23 protein-coding genes are annotated in these 22,726 nt (G+C 40.5%); 11 read left to right on the top strand and 12 right to left on the bottom strand.

What is annotated here, in order from left to right; genetic code table 11:
- Nucleotides 1-17: 17 nt before the first annotated feature.
- The 3 genes from dusC (at nt 18) to C9J45_RS08120 (ending at nt 2,354) form a co-directional block, all read left to right on the top strand.
- Entirely contained in the window at nt 18-956 is a 939-nt protein-coding gene (gene dusC, locus C9J45_RS08130) for a tRNA dihydrouridine(16) synthase DusC (RefSeq protein ID WP_107292402.1), read from the top strand.
- A 91-nt stretch (nt 957-1,047) separates the two neighbouring features.
- Nucleotides 1,048-1,173 (top strand): neutral zinc metallopeptidase, encoded by a 126-nt coding sequence (locus C9J45_RS21830; RefSeq protein ID WP_233217760.1) that lies wholly within the window; start codon nt 1,048-1,050, stop codon nt 1,171-1,173.
- Between the two features lie 197 nt (nt 1,174-1,370).
- Complete coding sequence (locus tag C9J45_RS08120) at nt 1,371-2,354, top strand: MBL fold metallo-hydrolase (RefSeq protein WP_107260106.1); 984 nt, start codon at nt 1,371-1,373, stop codon at nt 2,352-2,354.
- Nucleotides 2,355-2,418: 64 nt separating this feature from the next.
- On the opposite strand, the gene C9J45_RS08115 is transcribed toward C9J45_RS08120, so the two are convergent.
- Nucleotides 2,419-2,856, bottom strand: a complete 438-nt coding sequence (locus C9J45_RS08115) for a YcgN family cysteine cluster protein (protein ID WP_080896326.1) — start codon at nt 2,854-2,856, stop codon at nt 2,419-2,421.
- A gap of 265 nt (nt 2,857-3,121) precedes the next feature.
- Here C9J45_RS08115 and C9J45_RS08110 point away from each other — a divergent pair, with 265 nt between their 5' ends.
- A complete protein-coding gene (locus C9J45_RS08110; RefSeq protein WP_006646428.1) occupies nt 3,122-3,370 on the top strand; it encodes a zinc/iron-chelating domain-containing protein in 249 nt (82 codons plus the stop codon).
- Nucleotides 3,371-3,396: 26 nt separating this feature from the next.
- On the opposite strand, the gene C9J45_RS08105 is transcribed toward C9J45_RS08110, so the two are convergent.
- Together C9J45_RS08105 and C9J45_RS08100 are read right to left on the bottom strand one after the other, a co-directional pair.
- Complete coding sequence (locus C9J45_RS08105) at nt 3,397-3,642, bottom strand: TIGR02647 family protein (RefSeq protein ID WP_107206085.1); 246 nt, start codon at nt 3,640-3,642, stop codon at nt 3,397-3,399.
- Nucleotides 3,643-3,893: 251 nt separating this feature from the next.
- Complete coding sequence (locus C9J45_RS08100; protein WP_199187027.1) at nt 3,894-4,766, bottom strand: Tim44 domain-containing protein; 873 nt, start codon at nt 4,764-4,766, stop codon at nt 3,894-3,896.
- A gap of 299 nt (nt 4,767-5,065) precedes the next feature.
- Between C9J45_RS08100 and C9J45_RS08095 the strand changes: the two genes are divergently transcribed.
- The 3 genes from C9J45_RS08095 to C9J45_RS08085 all read left to right on the top strand — a co-directional run bounded on the left by C9J45_RS08095 (nt 5,066) and on the right by C9J45_RS08085 (nt 8,155).
- Nucleotides 5,066-5,470 carry an NINE protein gene (locus tag C9J45_RS08095; protein ID WP_107206083.1) on the top strand — a complete coding sequence of 135 codons (405 nt, stop codon included), beginning with the start codon at nt 5,066-5,068 and terminating at the stop codon, nt 5,468-5,470.
- 199 nt (nt 5,471-5,669) lie between these two features.
- Nucleotides 5,670-6,263 (top strand): TetR/AcrR family transcriptional regulator, encoded by a 594-nt coding sequence (locus C9J45_RS08090; RefSeq protein ID WP_107206082.1) that lies wholly within the window; start codon nt 5,670-5,672, stop codon nt 6,261-6,263.
- A gap of 17 nt (nt 6,264-6,280) precedes the next feature.
- A complete protein-coding gene (locus C9J45_RS08085; protein ID WP_107206081.1) occupies nt 6,281-8,155 on the top strand; it encodes an MFS transporter in 1,875 nt (624 codons plus the stop codon).
- A gap of 71 nt (nt 8,156-8,226) precedes the next feature.
- Here C9J45_RS08085 and menE read toward each other — a convergent pair whose 3' ends face one another.
- The 5 genes from menE to C9J45_RS08060 all read right to left on the bottom strand — a co-directional run bounded on the left by menE (nt 8,227) and on the right by C9J45_RS08060 (nt 14,563).
- A complete protein-coding gene (gene menE, locus C9J45_RS08080) occupies nt 8,227-9,663 on the bottom strand; it encodes an o-succinylbenzoate--CoA ligase (RefSeq protein ID WP_107292401.1) in 1,437 nt (478 codons plus the stop codon).
- Nucleotides 9,651-10,625 (bottom strand): o-succinylbenzoate synthase, encoded by a 975-nt coding sequence (gene menC, locus C9J45_RS08075; RefSeq protein WP_107292400.1) that lies wholly within the window; start codon nt 10,623-10,625, stop codon nt 9,651-9,653. Before menC ends, menE begins: the two co-directional genes overlap by 13 nt.
- 89 nt (nt 10,626-10,714) lie before the next feature.
- A complete protein-coding gene (menH, locus tag C9J45_RS08070) occupies nt 10,715-11,524 on the bottom strand; it encodes a 2-succinyl-6-hydroxy-2,4-cyclohexadiene-1-carboxylate synthase (protein ID WP_107292399.1) in 810 nt (269 codons plus the stop codon).
- Nucleotides 11,508-13,235, bottom strand: coding sequence for a 2-succinyl-5-enolpyruvyl-6-hydroxy-3-cyclohexene-1-carboxylic-acid synthase (gene menD / locus C9J45_RS08065; RefSeq protein WP_107292398.1), 1,728 nt, complete (start codon nt 13,233-13,235; stop codon nt 11,508-11,510). The genes menH and menD overlap by 17 nt, the downstream gene beginning before the upstream one ends.
- On the bottom strand, nt 13,226-14,563 hold the full coding sequence (locus tag C9J45_RS08060) for an isochorismate synthase MenF (protein WP_370445780.1): 1,338 nt from the start codon (nt 14,561-14,563) through the stop codon (nt 13,226-13,228). Before C9J45_RS08060 ends, menD begins: the two co-directional genes overlap by 10 nt.
- A 392-nt stretch (nt 14,564-14,955) precedes the next feature.
- On the opposite strand from C9J45_RS08060, the gene C9J45_RS08055 reads away from it, so the two are divergent.
- The 3 genes from C9J45_RS08055 (at nt 14,956) to C9J45_RS08045 (ending at nt 18,269) form a co-directional block, all read left to right on the top strand.
- Complete coding sequence (locus C9J45_RS08055) at nt 14,956-16,170, top strand: pyridoxal phosphate-dependent aminotransferase (RefSeq protein WP_107206075.1); 1,215 nt, start codon at nt 14,956-14,958, stop codon at nt 16,168-16,170.
- A gap of 147 nt (nt 16,171-16,317) precedes the next feature.
- Nucleotides 16,318-16,902: a 5'-deoxynucleotidase gene (gene yfbR, locus C9J45_RS08050; RefSeq protein WP_105059702.1), complete on the top strand. Its 585-nt coding sequence runs from the start codon at nt 16,318-16,320 to the stop codon at nt 16,900-16,902.
- Nucleotides 16,902-18,269: an anti-phage deoxyguanosine triphosphatase gene (locus tag C9J45_RS08045; protein WP_107292396.1), complete on the top strand. Its 1,368-nt coding sequence runs from the start codon at nt 16,902-16,904 to the stop codon at nt 18,267-18,269. The genes yfbR and C9J45_RS08045 overlap by 1 nt, the downstream gene beginning before the upstream one ends.
- Before the next feature lie 50 nt (nt 18,270-18,319).
- Here the strand turns inward: C9J45_RS08045 and C9J45_RS08040 are convergent, their stop codons facing one another.
- Nucleotides 18,320-18,931 carry a tRNA-uridine aminocarboxypropyltransferase gene (locus C9J45_RS08040; protein WP_107292395.1) on the bottom strand — a complete coding sequence of 204 codons (612 nt, stop codon included), beginning with the start codon at nt 18,929-18,931 and terminating at the stop codon, nt 18,320-18,322.
- 10 nt (nt 18,932-18,941) lie between these two features.
- Here C9J45_RS08040 and rrtA point away from each other — a divergent pair, with 10 nt between their 5' ends.
- Nucleotides 18,942-19,514: a rhombosortase gene (gene rrtA, locus C9J45_RS08035; protein ID WP_233217657.1), complete on the top strand. Its 573-nt coding sequence runs from the start codon at nt 18,942-18,944 to the stop codon at nt 19,512-19,514.
- A gap of 44 nt (nt 19,515-19,558) precedes the next feature.
- On the opposite strand, the gene C9J45_RS08030 is transcribed toward rrtA, so the two are convergent.
- The 3 genes from C9J45_RS08030 to C9J45_RS08020 form a co-directional block, all read right to left on the bottom strand.
- A complete protein-coding gene (locus C9J45_RS08030; RefSeq protein WP_107245752.1) occupies nt 19,559-19,852 on the bottom strand; it encodes a ComEA family DNA-binding protein in 294 nt (97 codons plus the stop codon).
- Between the two features lie 138 nt (nt 19,853-19,990).
- Nucleotides 19,991-21,883, bottom strand: a complete 1,893-nt coding sequence (ppiD, locus tag C9J45_RS08025; RefSeq protein ID WP_107292394.1) for a peptidylprolyl isomerase — start codon at nt 21,881-21,883, stop codon at nt 19,991-19,993.
- A 411-nt stretch (nt 21,884-22,294) separates the two neighbouring features.
- Complete coding sequence (locus tag C9J45_RS08020; protein ID WP_005369098.1) at nt 22,295-22,567, bottom strand: HU family DNA-binding protein; 273 nt, start codon at nt 22,565-22,567, stop codon at nt 22,295-22,297.
- Nucleotides 22,568-22,726 lie beyond the last annotated feature (159 nt).

Genomic DNA, 22,726 nt, shown 5'->3' with positions numbered 1-22,726 from the left:
GCAGAGCTATAACCACTATGCGAGTTATTTTAGGCCCGATGGAAGGCGTCTTAGACCATTTAATGCGTGAGATGCTGACTGAAATTAATGACTACGATCTTTGTGTCACTGAATTTGTCCGTGTCATTGATAGCCTATTGCCTAGCAGTGTTTTCTATCGTCTATGTCCCGAGTTACGTCAAGGTGGAAAAACACGCTCAGGTACCCCTGTGCGGGTACAAATTTTAGGACAAGATCCTAACTGGATGGCTGAAAATGCGCAGCGTGCATGTTCACTAGGCTCTGCAGGTGTTGATATTAACTTTGGTTGTCCAGCAAAAGCGGTCAATAAAAGTCGTGGTGGTGCTGTTTTGCTAAAAGAGCCAGAGCGTATTTATCAAATAGTTAAAGCTTGTCGCGCTGCTGTCAATCCCATTAAGCCTTTAACGGCAAAAGTACGTTTAGGCTGGGATGATCCTGCCCAATGTTTTGAAATTGCAGATGCTATTGCCCAAGCCGGTGCCGATGAAATGGTAGTCCATGCGCGTACTAAAGAAGATGGTTACCGTGCAGAGACGATTAAATGGGATTATATTAAGCAGCTTAAACAAAGTGTCACTATCCCAATTATTGCTAATGGCGAAGTCTGGAATTATCAGGATGGTCAAGCATGCCTATCTGCCACCAATACAGATGCATTAATGGTCTGTCGCGGCGCGCTTAATTTGCCAAATTTAGGCAATGTCGTAAAACATAACCAAGCGCATATGAGTTGGGAAGAAGTACTCTCTTTATTATTAACTTACTCTCAATTTGAGATCAAAGGAGATAAAGGGCTTTACTACCCTAATAGGGTAAAGCAATGGTTCTCTTACCTACGTCATGAGTACCCCCAAGCGAAATTATTATTTACCGATATTCGCGCCTTAAATAAAGCTACCCCCATCATCGAAGTGCTTCAGCGCGCGCAGCAGTAGTCGCATCAATGGACAGCCCAACCTAATTAGGCTGTCTTCTTTTACCTTCCACCATCATTGAATACTCCCCATTCTTCACACTTGTGCATAAATGGCAGGCCATGCCGTTCAACCTGACGGTTTTACACATCGCACCTCTGCACAACGTATTAAATGGTTTAAGAAAAGGCTACAAACTGACGATCCTCGTCAATGCAATTCCTTTAACACGTTGTAATCACTTCCTCACTAATCAGCCTAATTAGCATACTTATTTATTAGACTATATTTTATTTCAGCTATCTCTCACTTCTTATAAAAATCACTTTGCTCTCAACCGTGTATTTTGTATATATCTCGCTGTATTAGGACTCTTTCAAGTTACGTTTTAGCGTTTATCAGCACTAAAACCATTTCTTATCAGTATGGATTTTTATGAATAAACATTTAATTATGGCTGCACTGTGTTGCTATTCATCATTCAGTTTTGCTGGGTTTGATGTTATTACACTTGGCGCTAAAGGTGGGATCCAAGACGGCAACCTGACCGCATTTATGCTGAAATCAAACACTGACAACAATTACATAACCTTAGATGCTGGTAGCATTGTCAATGGGCTTATCGCTGCGACCAATAAAGATGCATTCAATGACATGATGGCACCGATATCCAGCCCTTACACCCAAGAAGGTTATATCCTAACCCAGAAAATTCAGGGCTACTTTATTAGTCATGCCCACCTTGATCATATTGCAGGACTTATTATTGCTTCGCCAGATGACAGCAATAAACCTATTTATGCCCTTCCGTCTGTTCATCAAACTATCAGCCAAGATTATTTTAATTGGAAGGCATGGCCTAATTTTACGAGCCAAGGTGAAGGCTTTAAACTCGGCAAATATGAGTTAGCACCACTGACTATCAACCAGTGGTTACCCGTTGCCAATACCGAATTAAAAGTAAAAGCCTTTCCATTAAGTCATTCAGGCGCAGAATCTACCGCATTCTTATTTAAAAATGCCGCCAACGAAGTGGTCATTTATTTAGGGGATACTGGTCCTGACGCGGTCGAAAAAAGCACGGCGTTAGATACTATTTGGCAACAGATTGCACCGTATATTCAGCAAAAGAAACTAAAAGGGATCTTCATTGAGACTTCTTTTAGCAATAGCACACCAGATAAATTACTATTTGGTCACTTAACACCAAAATGGTTACTCGCAGAATTAGATTCATTGGCAGGCTATGTTGGTGGTGAACAACCATTAAAAGATCTTAATGTGATCATCACACACATTAAACACAGCTTAAAGAAAGGCACGAATCCACAAACCGTTATCGAACAAGAACTCAATGCAGATAATAAACTAGGTGTTAATTTTATTTTCACTGAGCAAGGCGATAAAACGCTGCTTTAGATTATTATAAAAATAAACAAAAAAGGCTCGTTATCTAACGAGCCTTTAATATATATCTTTTAAATCAACGACGTAAGGGGTGATTTGTGATGTGATCTTCCCAATCAATCACATCAATTTCGTACACAATCTTGTCGCGTACCGATTCGTTGGCTTTATGCATCGCTTCTTTTGAACCAGTGAGCAATGGATGCCACTCAGGTAATGGTTTTCCTTCTGCTAATAAACGGTATGCACACGTTTCAGGAAGCCAAACAAACTCATCAATACGATCACGAGTCAACTTTAGGCATTCTTCTCCGGATTCAAAACGATTAGGATAATCTTTACAAGAACATGTTTTATTATCTAATAAACTGCATGCCACATTGGTGTAATAGATATCATCTGTATCATCATCAATAAGCTTATGCAGACAGCACTTACCACAACCGTCACAAAGTGATTCCCACTCCTGATCGGTCATTGTTGCTAAGTCTTTTTCTTGCCAAAAATGCGTCATGATACCTACACCGAATTCACGTTACGCGCTTTATAACAGCGCTAAATTACCATTTACTATTTTATTATAGCGCGGTGTTTATAGCGATCCTGACGGTAAACTGCAAATTTAAATTACCTATTAATAAACAACAGCATCGAAATGAGAGCTATTATTATTTATAGAAATAAAGTAAATATATCGCTGAAATAGTTCTTTAATTTTGATCTTATGAATAAGGAGTGGTAATTTGCGCAGCCAATTTAAACAATGAAGAGAGTGATTGATGGAATGTCGTCTTGGCTGTGGTGCCTGCTGTATAGCTCCAAGTATCTCATCAAGCATACCAGGAATGCCAAACGGCAAGCCTGCAGGTGTCCCTTGCGTTCAACTCAATGAGCAAAATTTATGTAAACTTTTTGGCAAAGCTGAACGCCCTGCTGTATGCCACCACTTTAAAGCTTGCCCTGATATTTGTGGAAAAACCAATGAGCAAGCTTTAACGATAATTACAGAATTAGAGCAAATGACTTGATCAATGCTCACTATCTTGCGACGGCGTTATTCTGTCGTTTTCCCCGTCAGAATACGTAACGCAATTTTTGCGCTTTCCGCCACCTGATGGCCAGTATGTGTTAAATAACCACCATCTAGTTGAGTAACCAATCCTTTCGCATATAAACGTTGAGCAGCTGAAACCAATGCTGGATTTGCATCACTATGAACTTTTACCCCTTCCATGTTGCTATGAATAGGGAATTTCACTAATAGATTCATTTCTTCAACAATATCTTGAGTGTATGGCATAACGACCTCTTATTAGTCTCTATTTAGATCTCAATGTCTAACGACTGACCTATTTAATATCATGAGTTAATACTAGCGGTTACTGGTGATAAAACTAGGTGCCAAGATCAACATCTTACGATCTTTATATCAGTGAAATGCGATCGCGCTCATAATTTTATAACTCTTTTTTCGGATGTTTACAATTGTACAAAAAACGCCCTAACCTGTTGAGAGATATAAAAAAGCCGCTAATAAAAGCGGCTTTTAAATTAAGCTTGAATACCGACAATTAACCATGGTGCATTTGGCGTTTTTAAATCTCGCTCTAAATGCCATACATCATTAATATCTTCTTCAATCCCTTCTTGGGTATCTTTATAACGACCAGAGAACTTAATACTTAGCTGTGCTGAATTTGCGTCATAGTCTGCACGTACAAGTTCAGCATCAACGTACATCACTTCGGTGTGTTGCTCACCTGAAAGTTTAGCACGTTCAGCTTGTAAATCAGCAAATAACGCAGGTGATACGTACTCTTTGATTTTCGCTAATTCGTTATGATTCCATGCACCTTGAATAATGCGATAGTGATCGCGAGAACCACTTAAAAATGCATTCATATTAAAGTTAGGCGGCAAATTAAATGGCACATCACTATCGGTTGACTCAAAACCACCATTTTGTGGTTGAGATTGCGAACCTGTCGCTTGACGATATTGCTGTTGTGCTTGTTGTGGCTGCTGTCGTGGAGAGTTTCCTGCATAAGATTCACGATGCCCCATCGGAGTGCCTTTATTTGCACGCATTGCTTTAAATAATTTAAACAATACAAATGCAATCACACCGATAATGAGAATATCCATAAACTGGATACCATCAAATGAACCACCAAAGAAAGCAGCGAGTAAGCCACCTGCAAGTAAGCCACCTAATAGACCGCCCATTAAGCCTTTCTTGCTCGATGACGCAGGTGAGTTTTGTTTACGAATAGTATCTGTTTGTTGTGGCTGTTGTTTTTTCATTGGCGCAGTTTTAAAACTTTTACCAAACGACTTGCCACCACCGAATTTCTTTGCTTCAGCATGCGGAGCCGACAATGCGACCACAAACACTAAAGCAAATACGGTAAAAAAGCGTTTCATCATTGTTGAAGTACCTTATCCATGTCCTGTATGCATCGTAGCCATATAACGGAGAATGTCAATTCAAAGCCGTCGCGAAATTGTTACTATTTCTTAACATTTATCGGTGATAATCTCATCATTCTTAAATACAGCGCCTAAATATTTTTGTATACTGTTTTTTATTTAAACGACTTATAAAAATGTTCTTCTTTTTATGGCACTTTCCCCATCAAAAGTGGTCTTTTATAAGTAATCACACGTTAAGTCTTTGTTGTTTTTTATCTTACGATATTTTCAACACTAACATGGATATTTTTATGCAAGAGAATAACACTCACAGCAAAATCATTGGTTATCTACTCTGGATATTCGGCTTTACGGGCGCTCACCGCTTTTATTATGGCAAACCTGTAACAGGGACTATTTGGTTTTTAACCTTAGGTCTATGCGGTATTGGCTGGTTAATTGACTTGTTCTTAATTCCATCAATGAACAGAGAGTCTGACTTGCGTTTTGCTAGTGGTGAGATTGATTATAATATCGCTTGGCTACTGCTCACTTTTCTTGGCGTGTTTGGCGTCCACCGCATGTACATGGGTAAATGGATCACAGGGATACTTTATCTTTGTACCTTTGGGTTCTTCCTAATAGGTATTCTTATCGATTTTTGGACGTTAAACGATCAAGTATCTTTAGAAAATACCAAGAATAAAACTGTATAGCGTTTAGTATTGGTGATTTTTGTTGTGACAAGATATCATTTCCAATCTTTAGAAATAAATTGTCACAACTTGTTCTGGCATCGAATTCCTAACAACTATGGTTTCGATTAAATAACAATAACAATATTGAACACCGTTCTATAATTAATAACGTTAGTTTTTAAAATACGATAAGCAAACACATCAAAGAGTAATACCCATGGCAAGAAGAAATGACCATACTCGTGAAGAGTTGGTAAGCATGACACTGGAGCAGGTAAAAAACTTTCTCAATGAGCACCCTCACCATGAGCTAAGTTTACGTAAAGTCGCCGCTATGATTGGCTATGTTCCAAGTACATTAGTGAATGTATTCGGTAACTATAATTTACTGTTACTACACGCAGTTGCCCAAACACTTGATGAATTATCTCAAGAAGCACAGACGTGTTTAACAGGTGCAACCAATCCAGAGCAGGCACTTCGTAGTCTCGCATATTGTTATCTCGACTTTGCAATTGCTCATCCATACCGCTGGCAGTTAATCTTCCAACACACCATGAATGGTGAAGATTTACCAGAATGGCAATCAGATCGAATCAATAACATGACGGGCATGTTGGAATCATTGATTGGTCAAGTTAGCAGTAACATGTCTAAAGAAGAAGTACTGGAAACAAGCCGTGTTATTTGGGCTGGTGTTCACGGTATTACACTACTGACTGTTGATGATAAGCTATTTACCTCGACGCCTGTTGACGGCAAAGCACTTATTGATAACCTTTTAAATACTTATCTAAATAAGTGGAATTAGTAATAGAGATAGCGTAAATGACCACAAAGCCCCAATCGAGTCTTCTAACCAAACGGCGTTTCTTACCGTATTTTTTAACGCAGGCACTTGGGGCATTTAATGATAATGTTTACAAAAATATATTATTAATCCTGATCGCTTACGCTTCTGTTGATACCCTTCCACTGAGTGCTAATTTACTGATTAACATTGCCGCTGGGTTATTTATTTTACCTTTCTTTTTATTTTCAGCCTCTGCTGGTGTTATTGCCGATCAATACGATAAAGCAATGATCATGCGCCGAGTTAAACTCGCTGAAATTGTGATAATGAGCCTTGCTGCAATAGCCTTTTTCTATCACAGTTATTCCGCCCTTCTGGTGTTGCTCTTTTTGATGGGAACCCAATCGGCTTTCTTCGGGCCTGCAAAATATGCCTTACTTCCCCAGCACTTAAAATCAGAAGAGTTAATATCAGGTAACGCTTTGGTTGAAACAGGGACCTTTTTAGCTATTTTACTTGGCACATTGCTCGCAGGTTTTATTGCCGACAGCCATAACGCTCACTATATTGCTGCAGGAGCCGTGATCATTTTTGCGATATTAGGCTATCTCACATCTCTTGCTATTCCGAGCGCGCCACCTACGGTAAAGAAAACAACGTTCAAATGGCAACCGATTAAACAAACTCGTTCAACCATGGCTATTGCACGACAAGATAAAACGATTTTCCAATGTATTATGGGGATTAGTTGGTTTTGGTTTTTAGGGGCTTGCTATCTCACCCAATTCCCTAATTATGCAAAAATCAGCCTCGGTGGTAATGCCGCTTCGGTCTCTTTCTTACTGATGCTATTTTCTATTGGTATTGCTATTGGCTCAATGTGTTGTGATCGCTTATCTCAACACCGTATAGATCCAGGAATAGTGCCTATTGGTAGTTTAGGGATCACGTTATTTGGTTCAGGTTTATATTTCCTCGCCCCAGCAACTACAGTGCAAACTCAGAGCCTAATGGCGTTTATGACGGCACCAAGCCTATGGCCAATCTTTGCGTCATTGCTTTTACTCGGTATTGCTGGCGGTATTTTTATTGTTCCGCTTTATGCCTTAATGCAGCAGCGCTCTAAAGAAGATGAACGTGCACAAATCATTGCAGCAAATAATATATGGAATGCTGTATTTATGGTTGTCAGTGCTATTTCAGCCATTGTCTTCTTATCTGTTTTAAAGCTTTCCATTCCAGAGTTCTTCTTAATCTTAGCGGCGGTTAATTCATTAGTTGTTGTCTATATCTACTTCCAAGCCCCTGATTTTTTTTGGCGCTTTGTGGTTTGGATGATCACTCATACGATGTATCGTGTAAAAAAACAGAATTTGAATAATATTCCTGAACAAGGTGGTGTGTTACTTGTCTGTAATCATGTCAGCTACATGGATGCATTACTATTAGCAGGCAGCTGCCCACGCCCTATCCGCTTTTTGATGGACCGTGATATTTATAACCTGCCATTGGTCAAATCCTTCTGTAAAGCATGTAAGGCGATTCCTGTCGATGCGAATGACCGTACATCTATTCGTAATGCTTTTTCAAAAGTGTCAGAACATTTGGATAATGGCGATATTGTTTGTGTTTTTCCAGAAGGACAGCTCACCTTTGATGGCGAAATAGCCCCGTTTATGCGTGGCATTGATTTAATCATTAAACGTTCGAATGTCACGGTGATCCCTGTGGCATTGCAGGGGCTATGGGGAAGTTATTTTAGTCGAGAGGGTGGCGTTGCTTTATTAAAATGGCCAAAACGTTTCTGGTCACAAGTCACTATCGTCGCTGGGGAGTGTCTATCTTCCCAAGAGGCAAATAGCCAATTGTTATATCAACAAGTAACGCAATTACGGGGCGATAGAAAATAGTGCTCTTCTTTGTTAGGTTCTAACTAACAAATAGATTAAAAAGGCGAAGCTATATTAGCTTCGCCTTTTTATTATTGCTTAGATAACCAGTCGGCTAATTTCGTCCGAGAGAGTTTAATCCCTTGATAAATATCGCCATCAGGTAAAGCAAGATAACGAACTGGGCGCTTAAACGCAGCCACTTTATCTGTCATATAAGTCATCACATGATCAATAAATACCGCATCCATCGGGCAAGTTGTTTTCACAATAGCAACCGGTCGTTGACCAAAGTCATAATCATCAATGGGTAAAACAACAGCTTGCTCTATCTCTGGATACTGTAACAGTACCGCTTCAATATCTTCTGGTTGAACATTCTCTCCACCAGAAATAAACATGTTATCTGCGCGACCATGAATAAATAGCTCATCATCGTGCCACTCACCCATGTCTTTAGTTGCAAACCATTCCCCGTCGTGGCCATGGTTATCTAAAATAGAAAAAATAGTATGGTTACGGTAATACCCCAAGCACAAGCTTTTACCTCGAACTAAGATCTCACCATCACGTAAAAGTAATTCTCTATTCGGTAATACGTTACCGACACCACTACTCTCATTCGCTTGTTTAGCCGATATTGTTGATGCCATTTCCGTCATACCGTAACCACACCAACAGCTAATACCAGCACTGTGCGCTTTATTAGTGAGAGTAACTGGGATATGTGCACCACCTAATAACACCTGTTTTAGCATCATCGATGATGGTGCTGCCGTATTATCAATACTCTCGAGCAGACGTTGTAATTGCGTTGGTACTAATGATGCGTGAGTCACCCAATGCAATGCTTGTTGCTGCTGTGCCTTATCGACAATAACTAAACATGCTCCGCGATATAACCAGCGCCATACAATCGCTAAACCCGAAATGTGGAATAACGGTAATGACAATAACCAACTATCCTCTGCTGTGAATGTCATTTGACTCAGCAAGCCAGAAGCACTGGCTAAATGTGACTCGGCATTATGAACCACTGCCTTGGGTATACCCGATGAACCTGATGTTAAAGTCAGTGTCATTGGACGATGCTCTTGCCATGTCACAGGTACCATCCGTGCCACAGTGGGGAATTGCAGAACAATATTTTGCCCAGTTAGCACTGTTATATCGTGTTCACTATCCGACCAAATATAGTCATTATCGAGTACCACTAACTGTTGCTGCAATTCAGAAGAAGACAACTTCGGGTTAAGCCCTACATAGCGTGCCCCCACTCGAAAAATTGCAAGCATCAGCCATAATACTTGGATCGAATTATCAGCGATGACGGCCACAAGTTGATCACGCTTAACGCCCTGCTCGACTAACCCTTGTGCGTAATCATCAACGTTTGAAGAGACATCTGCCCAGGTGTACGTTTGTGCATCACGCGTTTTATCACCTAAAGAGATGGCTATATCTGATGGGCGTTCTGCAGCCCATCGCTGCCAAGGCCATGTTAGAAAATCGTGTTTTATTTCTGCCATACTAGGTCTAATTCTGCTAAAGAGATCATTGGAAGTTCACTATCCGGCCAAGGTGTCACCAATTGTGCTTTAAACAACTGCATGGTATCTAGACCGGGGATAACATTGGGTGTTTGCCACTGGGCGAAACGCGCTAACTGATTTAATCCTAGGCTTGATTCTAAACTTGAACTAATCACTGCCGTTAACCCTACCGCTTGAGCTTGTTCCACCAGCTCGATACAACGGGCTAAGCTACCAGTTAGTGTGGGCTTGATAATAATTGCCGCAACACCTGGTTGTGCTTTTACTTCAAAATGAGGCTCGCGGACAGTTTCATCCCAGGCAATATTAATACCTGTTTGCTCTGCAAAAATCAGGCTATCTTGAGGATCAATACAAGGCTCTTCTAAAAACGCGATCCCTTGCCGATTTTCAGGCTTCACATATTTAGCAAACTGCTGTGCTTTAAGCGGTGTCCATCTACGGTTAGCATCTAAACGTAACTGAACCTCAGGGATCGCTTCAATAAACATATTAGCGACAATACCATCACGTACCGCTTCATACATGCCGACTTTAATTTTAGCGACTTTATCGCCATTTTCGGTATTTAAACGCTCAATCAACTCGTCAGGATCACCGGAGCATAATGGCGCTACCGCATAGTTTGCAGTAAGGGGTAATTCGCCCGCTAACTCTGCCATTGCACAACTAAAACCAAAGGCAACAGAGGGATAAGCATCGTTGATATGGATATCTTTCCCTTCAAGCCAATGTTCAACTAGTTGTTTTGTTTGATCTAACGCTTGCTCTAGCGTTTCATTGCTAAACTCAGGCAGTGGCGCAATTTCACCTACACCAACTTTGTCACCTTGAGTAAGTTCGACAACCAAACCTTCACGTGTTACTAAACGTTGATCACGTAAAATAACACCAGAATCCATCGGTAACTGATATCGATATAACTTAACGCTGCGCATTCTTGATAACCTTTAATTAATACCAGAGCATAAAACACGCTAAACCTTAGTTTAACGGCATATTAAATCACTTTAATTACAATGGCTCGTTACAACTTTTGAATAAAAGCAGATAAGGCAGATGTAAATGCATGTGGTTGTTCTACATGAATATTATGCCCAGCATCAGGGATCACTTCTACGCTTAGCTCTGATTGCATAGCGATCTGACGAAATTTTGCATCATATTCACCACAAACATAACGAACGGGTAATTTTAAGTTTTGTAGCGGTGTGAGTAATAATGGTTGTTTAGATAATGACGTTGCTAGCAACATATTCGCGACACCTTGGCCAAGGTTATCACTACGTTTAGCGACTAAGCTTTGTCTTTGGTCATGGTTCAGTGATGAAAAAACAGTTTGTTGATACCAATCATTCAGCACTGAAATTAGAGATTGTTGAGAAAAACGTGCAGCCCATGTTTTATCATTATCAAGACGCGCCGCACGGTCTGAAAGCGGTAATCCAAAGTGCCCACCTTCTAAAAAGATCCCTTGCAACCTTGGCCCACGCTTAGTGGTATCCTCATTTGATAATTGCGTTGCCAGATACATAGCAAGTCGCGCACCTAACGAATACCCTACCAAAACGAAACGTTGAATACCATGGTGTTCCAACGTTTTTAGTATCGCCTGATAACTCTGTTTAAAGCCAATATCAGAATCATCTAGTGGCATAGATACTGACGCACTAAAGCCATGCCCAGGCAGATCGATAGTTACACAACAATAGTGATGCATTAGTGCTGAAGTAATTAATCGCCAGTCCCGCCCTGAGCCTAATAGCCCATGAAGAAAAACAATCACGGGTTGGCCTGCTTGCGGGCATTTTCCAAATACTTCAGAGTAAAGACGCACGTTTTACCTCAGAAAAGATCTCTTTTAACATCTGCCCAGCTTCTCCAGCAGGCGTTTTAATTTCGATGATCGTTGTCTGGTTAACTTGTTGTGCATTCACTACCGCAGTTTGGGCTTCAGCAACTGTTGTTGGGCTTTGATAGTTAAATCCAAACATGGCAGCTGCATGGCTAAATTCAAAACCATGAGGCATACGATAAAAATCATCTTTTTGCTGCTCTGGTACTGGTAACATATCAAAAATACCGCCACCATCATTATTCGTAACCACCACGACCATAGGTAATGCAGTTTGTTTTAATAATGCGAGAGAATTAAGATCGTATAAAAATGACGTATCGCCTAATAGCATCACTAATGGTGCTTTTCTAGCGCGTTGCACACCAGCCGCTGTTGCTATTAATCCATCAATACCTGATGCACCACGGTTGGTAAATGTCGCTGTAGTTGGTAAATCACCAAACATATCTAGCAGTCGAACAATCATGCTATTACCGAGAAACAACTCAGAATCAGGTGCGAGCCAATCTCTCAATAATGTCGCTAATGACATTTCAGATAAATTGTCACAATGCTGCTTCGCTATTTCACGATAACGCTTAGACGCGCCCACTAACGGTAATGCCCATCCACTATGTGGTGATGTTTTTTCATCAAGAAGCGCTGCACAGGTCCACGCGCTCACATTCGCTTGAATACGAGAACCAGAATGATGATGAGGGTCTAAACGTCCTTGTTGTGGATCGATTAACCAATAATCATCCCACGGCTGATCGCCAATAAACTGTAATAAACGTTTAGAAACAATCCGTGCACTAAATTGCAGTAATACTTGTGCTTGAGACAAAACTTCGGCACAGGCTGGATTTTGTAACCAACCATCAAACCCCGCATATTCGCTCGAGCCTCCAGCTTGAGGATCGACCAATAATGGCCAGCCTAATCGGGCTGCTAACGCTTTCACATCAGCAAGTTCATTGGCCGCTAACTTACCCGCAACAATTATGCCTTTTTTATCGCACAACCGCTGCCATTGCACTGAATCAATGACGATATCAGCGCTAGTCGCTTGTTGATGTTGGCAATACGGTAATACCGTTGCCTGCCACTTTTTAACTGGCGCTAGATAGGCCGAAAAATCTATCGCCTCACCATATAGCGGCTCAGGGTAATGACAATTTAAATGGATGGCTCCGCCACGTAACTGCTGTTGATGCATCAACTCATCAACCACGCCTAATAACCAATTAGGAGAGATATCAAGTGTAGGGGCGGGTAGATCAACAAACTCTGTTACATGTTGCGAAAAAATACCATGCTGGCGTATGGCTTGATTTGCGCCACATTGCAGTAATTCAACAGGACGATCTGAGGTTAACAGCACTAATTTTTCTTTTGTTAGCCCAGATTCAGCAACTGCAGGTAATAAATTAGCGACTGCTGTACCTGATGTCACAATCACCGCAATGGGGGTTTGTGATGCTTTGGCTAAACCTAATGCGAGAAAGCCTAAACCACGTTCATCAAAATGAGTGTGAATAGTCAGTTTTGACTGCTTTGCTGCCGCTAACGTCAATGGTGTGGAACGAGAACCTGGCGCAATACAAACATGTTGAACACCTTGTCGGACTAACTCTTCAAGTATCAGCTCAGCCCAACAACTATTTAATGCAGCCCTATAAGAAAGACTATTCGATAAGGTTAATTGCATGATGCGCTTTTATACTCCATTTCAGCAGTTAACGAGCTATCCGTCTCTTGCTCAAATAAACTACAGAGTGTTGATGTTTTTCGATCAAGTTCTTTCCATTCACTTTCAGCTACTGAGCCCGGCACAATGCCTGCTCCTGCAAATAAATGAACTTCACCTTCAATGATTAATGCACTACGAATAGCCACACAAAACTCACTATGCTGCTGGCTAATATAACCCACCGCCCCACTATACCAACCGCGAGAAAAAGGTTCGTTTTCAGCTATAAAATGAAGCGCAGGATCACGAGGTAATCCAGCAATCGCAGCGGTTGGTTGTAAATTATCTAATAGATCTGCACTAAAGACGCCACTATTTAATTCAGCATCAATACTTCGCTTTAAATGCTGGACTTTACGTAGTTGAACCAACTCAGGAGTTTGAGACACATTCATCGATTGGCTACAGGGCACTAATCGATTAACAATATCATCAACCACTAAACGATTTTCGTAGCGATTTTTATTATCAGATAATAACCATTGTGCTAATTGCTGATCTTCTACATCATCTTTACCACGCCCAATCGTACCTGCCAACGCTTCAGTTTGTATCGCATGTTCATGGCGTTGAAATAAACGTTCTGGCGTTGAGCCCATAAAGCCATGCTTTTCATCCAGCGCCAGTAAAAAGTGAAAACTATTGCTGTTATTAGCGCAACTCGCTTTCAGTAATTGAGCGGGTGATACAGGTTTATCAAGCTGTAACTTTGTTCGTCGAGCAAGCACCACTTTTTCAAATTCTTTATGTTCAATCGCATCTAATGCTCGTGTCAGCATGTTTGACCAACCAGAAAAATCTGGCGTATAACTGCGATTTAAAATTTTACTGTGAATACCACTGATCAACGATGTATCAAACATCAAATGTTGTAATGCCGTCACAATACGTGCGCGATCTTCACCGACATTAACAGCAATATGCCATTCATTATCCAGACGGCTTAATTCAAGCAGCGGTAAAAAGAAAAAGGAGGAGAGACAACGTTTATTTCGCTCTGTTCTTCCATCAAAAGATCGCCCGCCCCACACTCGCTGCTCATCAGAAATCACTTTCTCAGCGGCTTTAGGATCAGTAAATGTTTTTATTTGTCCTAGCGCGACAACCTCTTCTCGGCAATTACGCGATTGCCAATAGAATTTGGGATACAAAGCTTGTGTATCCATCCAATCAATCAGGTCGATATGTTTTGATAGATCTAATTTAACCAATATACGCTGGGTTGTTGCAGATGCTTGCTCTAATTTAGCAATTAATCGTTCAACGGCTTGTTGTAACGCAGTCAAGATAACCTCGCTCAGCTCTATTACACCAATACGGCTCATCCCTGGCTGAAAGATACATATGTCACTCTCTTAGACATATTTTCCTTACTAAGAATAGACACTTATTTCCTAAAGAGAGAGAATAACTGCTAATTCTCTTAGTAAAGAAGAATGATGTATTATTCTACCTCACAAGAAAGCATCTGACTAATGAAGTAACACATTTGTATTACTTATCTGACTAGCAGAAACCTCTGTTCAACTTTGCTGATTCTAGTTAAACACGCCATTTTCATTCTGCCAAAAGAAAACAAAACACTATTTTACATAATTATCTTCTAAAAGGTGTTCCTATATCCCTCTTTTATAGTGTAATTTGTGGTTATACCTAATAATCATCAGGAAAGCCTCATATGCAAAAATTCGGGATGTCATCCAAGCTTAATAATGTTTGCTATGACATACGTGGTCCCGTTCTGAAACACGCTAAGCGTATGGAAGAAGAAGGGCAAAAAATACTCAAACTAAACATCGGTAATCCAGCACCGTTTGGTTTTGATGCCCCTGATGAAATTCTCGTGGATGTGATCCGTAATCTACCAACTTCCCAAGGTTACTGTGATTCAAAAGGCATTTATTCTGCGCGTAAAGCCGTTGTTCAACACTACCAAAAGCGCGGCTTACTTGATCTTGATGTCGAAGATGTTTATATCGGTAACGGTGTCTCTGAATTAATCGTTATGGCAATGCAAGCACTGCTAAACCATAAAGATGAAATATTGGTTCCATCACCTGATTACCCATTATGGACAGCAGCAGTCTCATTATCTGGTGGCACACCGGTTCACTACACATGTGATGAACAATCAGATTGGTATCCAGATCTTGATGATATAAAGAAAAAAATCACGCCAAATACTCGCGGTATTGTTTTAATCAATCCGAATAACCCGACGGGTGCGGTATATAGCCGAGATTTTCTGATCGAAGTGGTTGAAATTGCACGTCAGCACGATTTGATTATTTTCGCCGATGAGATCTACGACAAAATTCTATACGATGGTGCACAACATACCTCTATTGCCCCATTAGCAGAAGATGTAGTTTGTGTAACCTTCAATGGCCTTTCAAAGTCTTACCGAGTGTGTGGTTTCCGTGCAGGTTGGATGGTTATTTCAGGGCCAAGACACCGAGCTAAAGGTTACATCGAAGGGTTAGAAATGCTGTCATCAATGCGCTTGTGTGCCAACGTACCTATGCAGCATGCCATTCAAACTGCATTAGGTGGTTACCAAAGCATTAATGAATTAATCTTGCCGGGTGGACGCCTGCTCGAACAGCGCAATAAAGCTTATGATTTATTAACTCAAATCCCTGGAATTTCTTGTGTTAAGCCAAAAGGCGCGTTGTATCTATTCCCGAAATTAGATCAGAAAAAATTTAATATTCAAGACGACCAAAAAATGGCAATGGACTTTTTACTACAAGAGAAAGTGCTTGTTGTACATGGAACCGGATTTAACTGGAAACAACCGGATCACTTCCGCATTGTAACCTTACCTCATGTCGATGATCTTGAACTGGCAATGGGACGCTTAGAGCGCTTCTTACATAGCTATCGTCAATAACCTTTACAAACAATTCTTAAGCCTCGGTAAACCGGGGCTTTTTATTAACTAAAAACTGTCAATATTTCCCTAACTTCTGTTACCTTTAGTGCATAACGTCTATAGATGCTGCTCATCAGCACATTTAGTTTAAGAGAATTGGTCATCATGGAAAAAAGTCATTTCTTCGCTCACCTTGCTCGTATGCGTTTAATTCAACGCTGGCCATTAATGCGAAGTGTCGAAACTGAAAATATCTCCGAGCACAGCCTTCAAGTTGCTTTTGTCGCTCATGCACTTGCGTTAATTAAAAATCGAAAATTTGGTGGGAATCTAAACCCTGAACGTATCGCGCTGCAAGGTATGTTTCACGATGTTAGTGAAGTACTCACAGGTGATATGCCAACCCCAATAAAATACTACAACCCTGCAATTGCTGAAGAATATAAGAAAATCGAATTAGCAGCAGAACAACGACTTATTTCTATGCTTCCTGAAGAATTTCAGGATGATTATGCCTCTCTGCTTGATAGCCATAAAATTGATGCTGAAAATGCAGCTATTGTTAAACAAGCCGATACATTATGCGCTTATATAAAATGCCTTGAAGAACTCAGTGCAGGGAACCATGAATTTACTCGAGCGAAGAAAAGATTGGAAGAAACTCTTGAGCAACGCAAAACACCTGAGATGACCTATTTTCTTGAGACATTCGCTGATAGCTTTAATCTTACTTTGGACGATATTAGTTAATGACAGAATTTACTATCTCACCTGCATGGGAAGAGCGCTTTTATAACGAACAAAAAATGCGTCGTGATGATCATCGCTCAGCTTTTCAGCGCGATCGAGCCCGAATTCTTCATTCTGCCGCCTTTCGTCGTTTACAAGCAAAAACTCAAGTCCATGGCGCTGGTAATCACGACTTCTATCGGACTCGACTCACCCACTCGCTAGAAGCATCACAAATCGGTACAGGGATTGTTGCACAACTCAAATTAAAACAACCTGAGTTTAAATCATTACTCCCTTCAACAAGTTTAATGGAAAGTTTGTGCTTAGCACATGATATCGGTCACCCACCATTTGGTCATGGCGGTGAAGTCGCTTTAAATTACATGATGCGAAATCATGGCGGCTTTGAAGGAAACGCACAAACCTTTCGTATTGTAACCTTACTCGAACCTTATACCGAAGGATACGGTATGAACCTCGCCAGACGTACCTTGCTTGGTTTACTAAAATACCCAGCTCTACTCAGTGAAACTACCGCTCCAGAGCGCGCACCTGATGTCGTGAACTTTCGTCACCTTAAAGCAAAAGACTGGTATCCAGCGAAAGGCTTATATGTGGACGATAAAGAGGTCTTTGACTGGGTATTAAGCCCGTTATCAGGCAAAGATAAAGCCCTCTTTGCGCAAATGCGTTGTGAGCGTTTATCGCCAAAAGAGCCCTGTAAGACACGTTTTAAATCATTAGATTGTTCAATCATGGAATTAGCTGATGACATTGCATACGGTGTCCATGACTTAGAAGATGCCATCGTAATGGGGATTGTGACACGTGATGATTGGCAAGAAGCGGTTGCATCAAAAATAGCAGAATGTGGTGATCCATGGCTAGAAGAACGGATAAGTGATATCAGCGAGCTGATGTTTGCTAGCCACCATCAGCGCAAAGATGCCATTGGCGCGCTGGTCAATGGTTTACTTACCTCTATAACCATTAGTCCTACGATTCAAAACGGTACTGATTTTTTTGATGAGCCATTATTACAATGGAATGCCTTTTTATCCGAACCGATGGAGCGCGCTTTAGAGGTGCTTAAACAGTTCGTAAGTATCTATGTGGTAAAAAAACCGGAGATACAACTGTCAGAATATAAAGGGCAACAATTGATCATGGAACTCTTTGAAGCTTTTGCTTCTGATCCCGAAAGATTGTTACCAGATAATACTCGCATGCGGTGGTTAGAAGCTAAAGAGCAAGAAGATAACGAGCTTAGGATCATTGCCGATTACATTTCAGGCATGACGGATGGATTCTCTCAACGTCTCTATAGCACATTATTCTTACCTACCTCTGAAACAGGTATCAGCAATAATGGTTATGGTTTTTAATCATTAACCAGTGAATATAAAGGGAGCCCATGCTCCCTTTTGTGTGCCAACTAATCCTTATAGTTTTTATCAAATACGCCGGGCGGCATTTGTTGAATTTGAAAATTAATCATATTTTCGAATGTATAGAGCAATGGCTGAAGATTTAAAGATATTGGCTCTAACACTGATAATGCTAAATATCCCGCCTCAACCGTTGATACTCCCTGCTCTTTTGGCGATTTTCTAATACGATAGTTTCCAGTCTCTACATTATCTAAATGGACTAACGGTAAGTGATGTAAATTGGTCGATAGTTGCCACATTTTATAGGCTTTCTTCCAAGTCCCATCAAGTAAAATAATCACGTTGTTTCGAGATGGCTGAGCCTGCTCTGCTACATCAGACAGTGCTATCGCACGCTCTCCTGGGTAAACTACATAAATATCACGTTCGGAATCAGTTAAAGCTGCATTTAATTCCTCATGCTGCGAAAAATCCTCACCTACCCAAAGTCGGCTATTGGGTAAAGAAAGTGATAGTATTCTTGCAGTACCAATTGCTCGTTTAACTTCTGATGGATGTTGTAATATCCATAACTCTGTTTGAGTTGCAATAGGTTTAATCCAGTGGCAAATGCAGGCTTTGTTTGCTTTACCACAGTTATCACAGTACCGACTCATTGAGGTTGCCTTGTCTATTCGAAATTATATTGTTATTGCGATAATCATGATGGTTATAGCTCAATTACCACAATGTCAGCCATTATTAGTTTGGGATCGCCAAGACATTATCAATGGCGAATTATGGCGGATCCTATCAGGAAATTTCACGCATACCAATTGGGTGCATCTTGCAATGAATGCTAGCGCCTTTGCAATCATTAGCTATATTTTCCGTGCCCATTTTCATGCTAAGTCTTATAGCTTATTGATCTTAATTTTATCGTTCACTATAGGTATTGGGCTCTTTGCTACCAGTATTACTTGGTATGCTGGATTTTCAGGTGTACTACATGGCATCTTCGCTTGGGGTTGTATTCGTGATATCCAATCAAAAACGCGGGGGGGATGGCTCTTACTCCTCGGGCTAATCATTAAGATAGGTTGGGAACAATACTTTGGAGGATCTGTGAGTTCTGAAGAATTGATTGGCGTTCGTGTAGCAACTGAAGCCCATTTGATTGGCGCAATCACAGGCATACTGTATGCCTTGCTTATCAAGCAAAAAATCAACGCTCAAGTTGAATATAACCGCTTTAAATGACGATCAATATACGGGAGCACGCTCGCTCCCGTTAATATTAATAATTACAATTCAATACGCTTTCTATTTTTATCGACAGTCGCCTCACCGATCCCTTTCACTTTAGTTAGATCATCAACGCTCGCAAATTTACCATGCACTTTTCGATAATTAATTATCGCTTGTGCTTTCTCAGCACCAATGCCGATTAGTAATGTATCCAATTGCTCAACATTAGCAGTGTTAATATTAATTTTGATATCAATACCTTCATGCGTATTGTCAGCAGCGTAACTTAAAGAGGCGAGTGCTAATCCACCAGCCAACGAAATAACTTTAAACAAGCGAGATGGCAACATATTTTTATCCTTTATTGGTATGAGTGTTTAAAAAGGATAAAAAGAAAAGCGGGACGATGAGGGAATTATTTAAAAATAAAAGATAAAAAAACGACGGGCCGCACAATAGCGGCCCGTTAATAGAAATGTAAATTTCAATTAATTTGCTGGTTTGTCCAACATTGGGTAAGTCACTTTCGCCGACTCACGTAAAGTCTGAAGTGTTGTTGATAGATCTTGTTGAGCAAACATATTCTCAACTTGGGTTGCAAACTGAGTATCAACATCATCTTTCGATGGTGTAACATTCACAACTTTATCTAATGCAATAATTTCAACATTACCTTTGTTGTCACGTGTTACACCATAAGACACTTTACCGTCTTTTGGTTTAGGTAATGTAAACGCAACACGTGCAACATTAGCATCAGGACCTGAACGTGTTATGGTTTGATCGCCAGAGAAACTTAAGCCATCTTTTGCTACAACATCTGACTTACCGTCACGTAATGCTGCAATGATAGAATCCGCCTTCTCAGTTGCTTGCTTCTCACCTTTTTGTTGAGCCAATAGTGTTTTCACTTTTGCTTCAACATCAGTAAATGGCAGCACTGATTCAGGGCGTGCATCATCAACACGAACCACAACAACATGCTCTGGTGCAATCTCAATTACATCAGAGTTCATACCGTCATCATGAACCTCAGGGCTTTGTAATGCTTCTTGCACTTTCTTATCACTTAACACACCGGTCTCATCTTGTAATGAGATAAAGCCTGTTTTAATGATCTTAGCCTTTACAGCTTCTGCTGCTTCATCTAGTGAATCTGGTGATTCAAATGCTGTCTCAGCTAGCTTGCTTTGTAGCTTATAGAATTGCTCTGCTACTTGCTGCTCTTGAAGTTCAGCGACAATGCTAGCTTTAACATCAGCAAAAGGTTTAACTTTAGGCTCTTCGATACCATCCAGTAAAATAATGTGGTAACCATAAGGTGACTTCACAAGGCCAGACATATCACCTGGTTTTGCTAATGAAAATGCTGCTTTTTCAAACGCAGGATCCATCACACCTTTACCGAACCAATCAAGCTTACCGCCATCTTTTGCACTGAAAGTATCATCGGATGATTTTTTCGCAACATCAGCAAAGTTAGCACCAGCTTTCAACTCAGCCAGTAATGCTTCCGCTTCTGCTTTAGAAGCATCACTATCACCTTTTACTAAGATATGGCTAACTTGAATCTTCTCAGCAGTACTGTATTTGCTCTTATGTTCGTTGTAATACACTTCAGCTTCTTTATCAGTGATCTTAATATTGTTCACTAGATTTTTATCTGACAGTTCAATGTAAGACACTTTCACTTGAGCTGGGCGTGTAAACTGCGTTTTATTCTCATCATAATAAGCTTTAGCTTCTGCATCCGTTACCGTTACTTTATCGGTAAAGTCTGCAAGGTTTAGCTTCAAAGTACGAACAACGCGCTCTTGTGATTCAAGTTTACGAAGTTCATTCAATTCATTTTTAAGTGCGAAGTCACTGCCTTCTAATGCGCTTAAGAATTGTTGACGTAGCATGTCTTTACGGATTGACTCTGCAAACTGCTCAGGAGAAATTCCAGCACGACGTAACGTTAAATTATATTGTTCATTATTGAACACACCATTAACTTGGAAAGCAGGCATTGCTACAATCGCTTGCTTAACTTGAGCATCGCTCACACTCAGGCCTAGCTCTGTTGCGCGTTGCTCAATCAACTCATCATTAACCATACGCTCAAGCACGCTATTACGGAGTTGCTGTACGTAAGCAGGATCACCCATTAGTGTTGAGAAGTAATCACCTAAACGTTGCTGCATTTGGTTACGTTGATTTTGATAAGCCTGCTCGAATGCACGCTGACTAATTTCTTTACCATTAACTTTTGCTGCAACTTGCTCATTACCGCCCGCCAGATAACTGCCGACACCAGCAAATACAAAAGAAAAAATAATTAAGCTAAGAATAATCTTAACCCAGATGCTGTTAGCGCCTTCGCGCAATCGCTCCATCATAATTTGCCGTCTCTCCTACTTGTTCGATCTGGCACGGTTTCGAACTACAAATGTGTGCACAAAATATCGGTATCAACGCGATAGCCGAACCTTCAATATTATTAAGCCGTTACTGACTAAAACGTAAATAACCTGTTGTATTAGTTTTTAAACTAAAGATAGCACCAACACAATAAGCCACAAAGCGCATAGTATGATAACTTGATACCGATTTGACTAATGAAATGTTCTTTATCTTTATATTGGTTAAGAAACAAAACAATAAATCCCTAGTCAAATAGGCATCATTATAAAGTAAAAAAAGCGCATCAACCGATGCGCCTTTGTTGTACTGGATCAGTATACCCTTTCCAGTAGCAATATTTAAGCCATGATAACATGACAAAACAGTCAGAAAAAACCAACTATTTCTTAGTTAACAGAGTCTTTTAGCGCTTTACCCGGTTTAAAACCAGGTACTTTTGCAGCTGCAATTTGAATTTCTGCACCTGTCTGTGGGTTACGGCCAGTACGAGCTGCACGTTCACGTACAGAGAAAGTCCCAAAACCAACCAATGCAACTTGCTCACCGTCTTTCAATGTATCTGATACCGCTTCGATGAATGCGTCTAAAGCACGACCCGCTGATGCTTTTGAAATATCTGCGCTTTCTGCGATTTTATCTACTAGTTGAGTTTTGTTCACGATTAAATCCCCTTAATGAACTTGCCTACCCGTAACTCGTCACTGAGACGCTGTGAATAGTAGACAATAAATTGTTTCTAGACCTGATTGTATTGATAAAAACTTAACAGGCCTTAATAATACATCGCTTAGCGCGGATTAGAGTTAACTTATAGCCAG

The organism is Photobacterium sp. GB-1, from assembly GCF_003026165.1.
Lineage (GTDB): Bacteria > Pseudomonadota > Gammaproteobacteria > Enterobacterales > Vibrionaceae > Photobacterium.
This window is presented reverse-complemented; position numbering and strand designations above follow the sequence as displayed.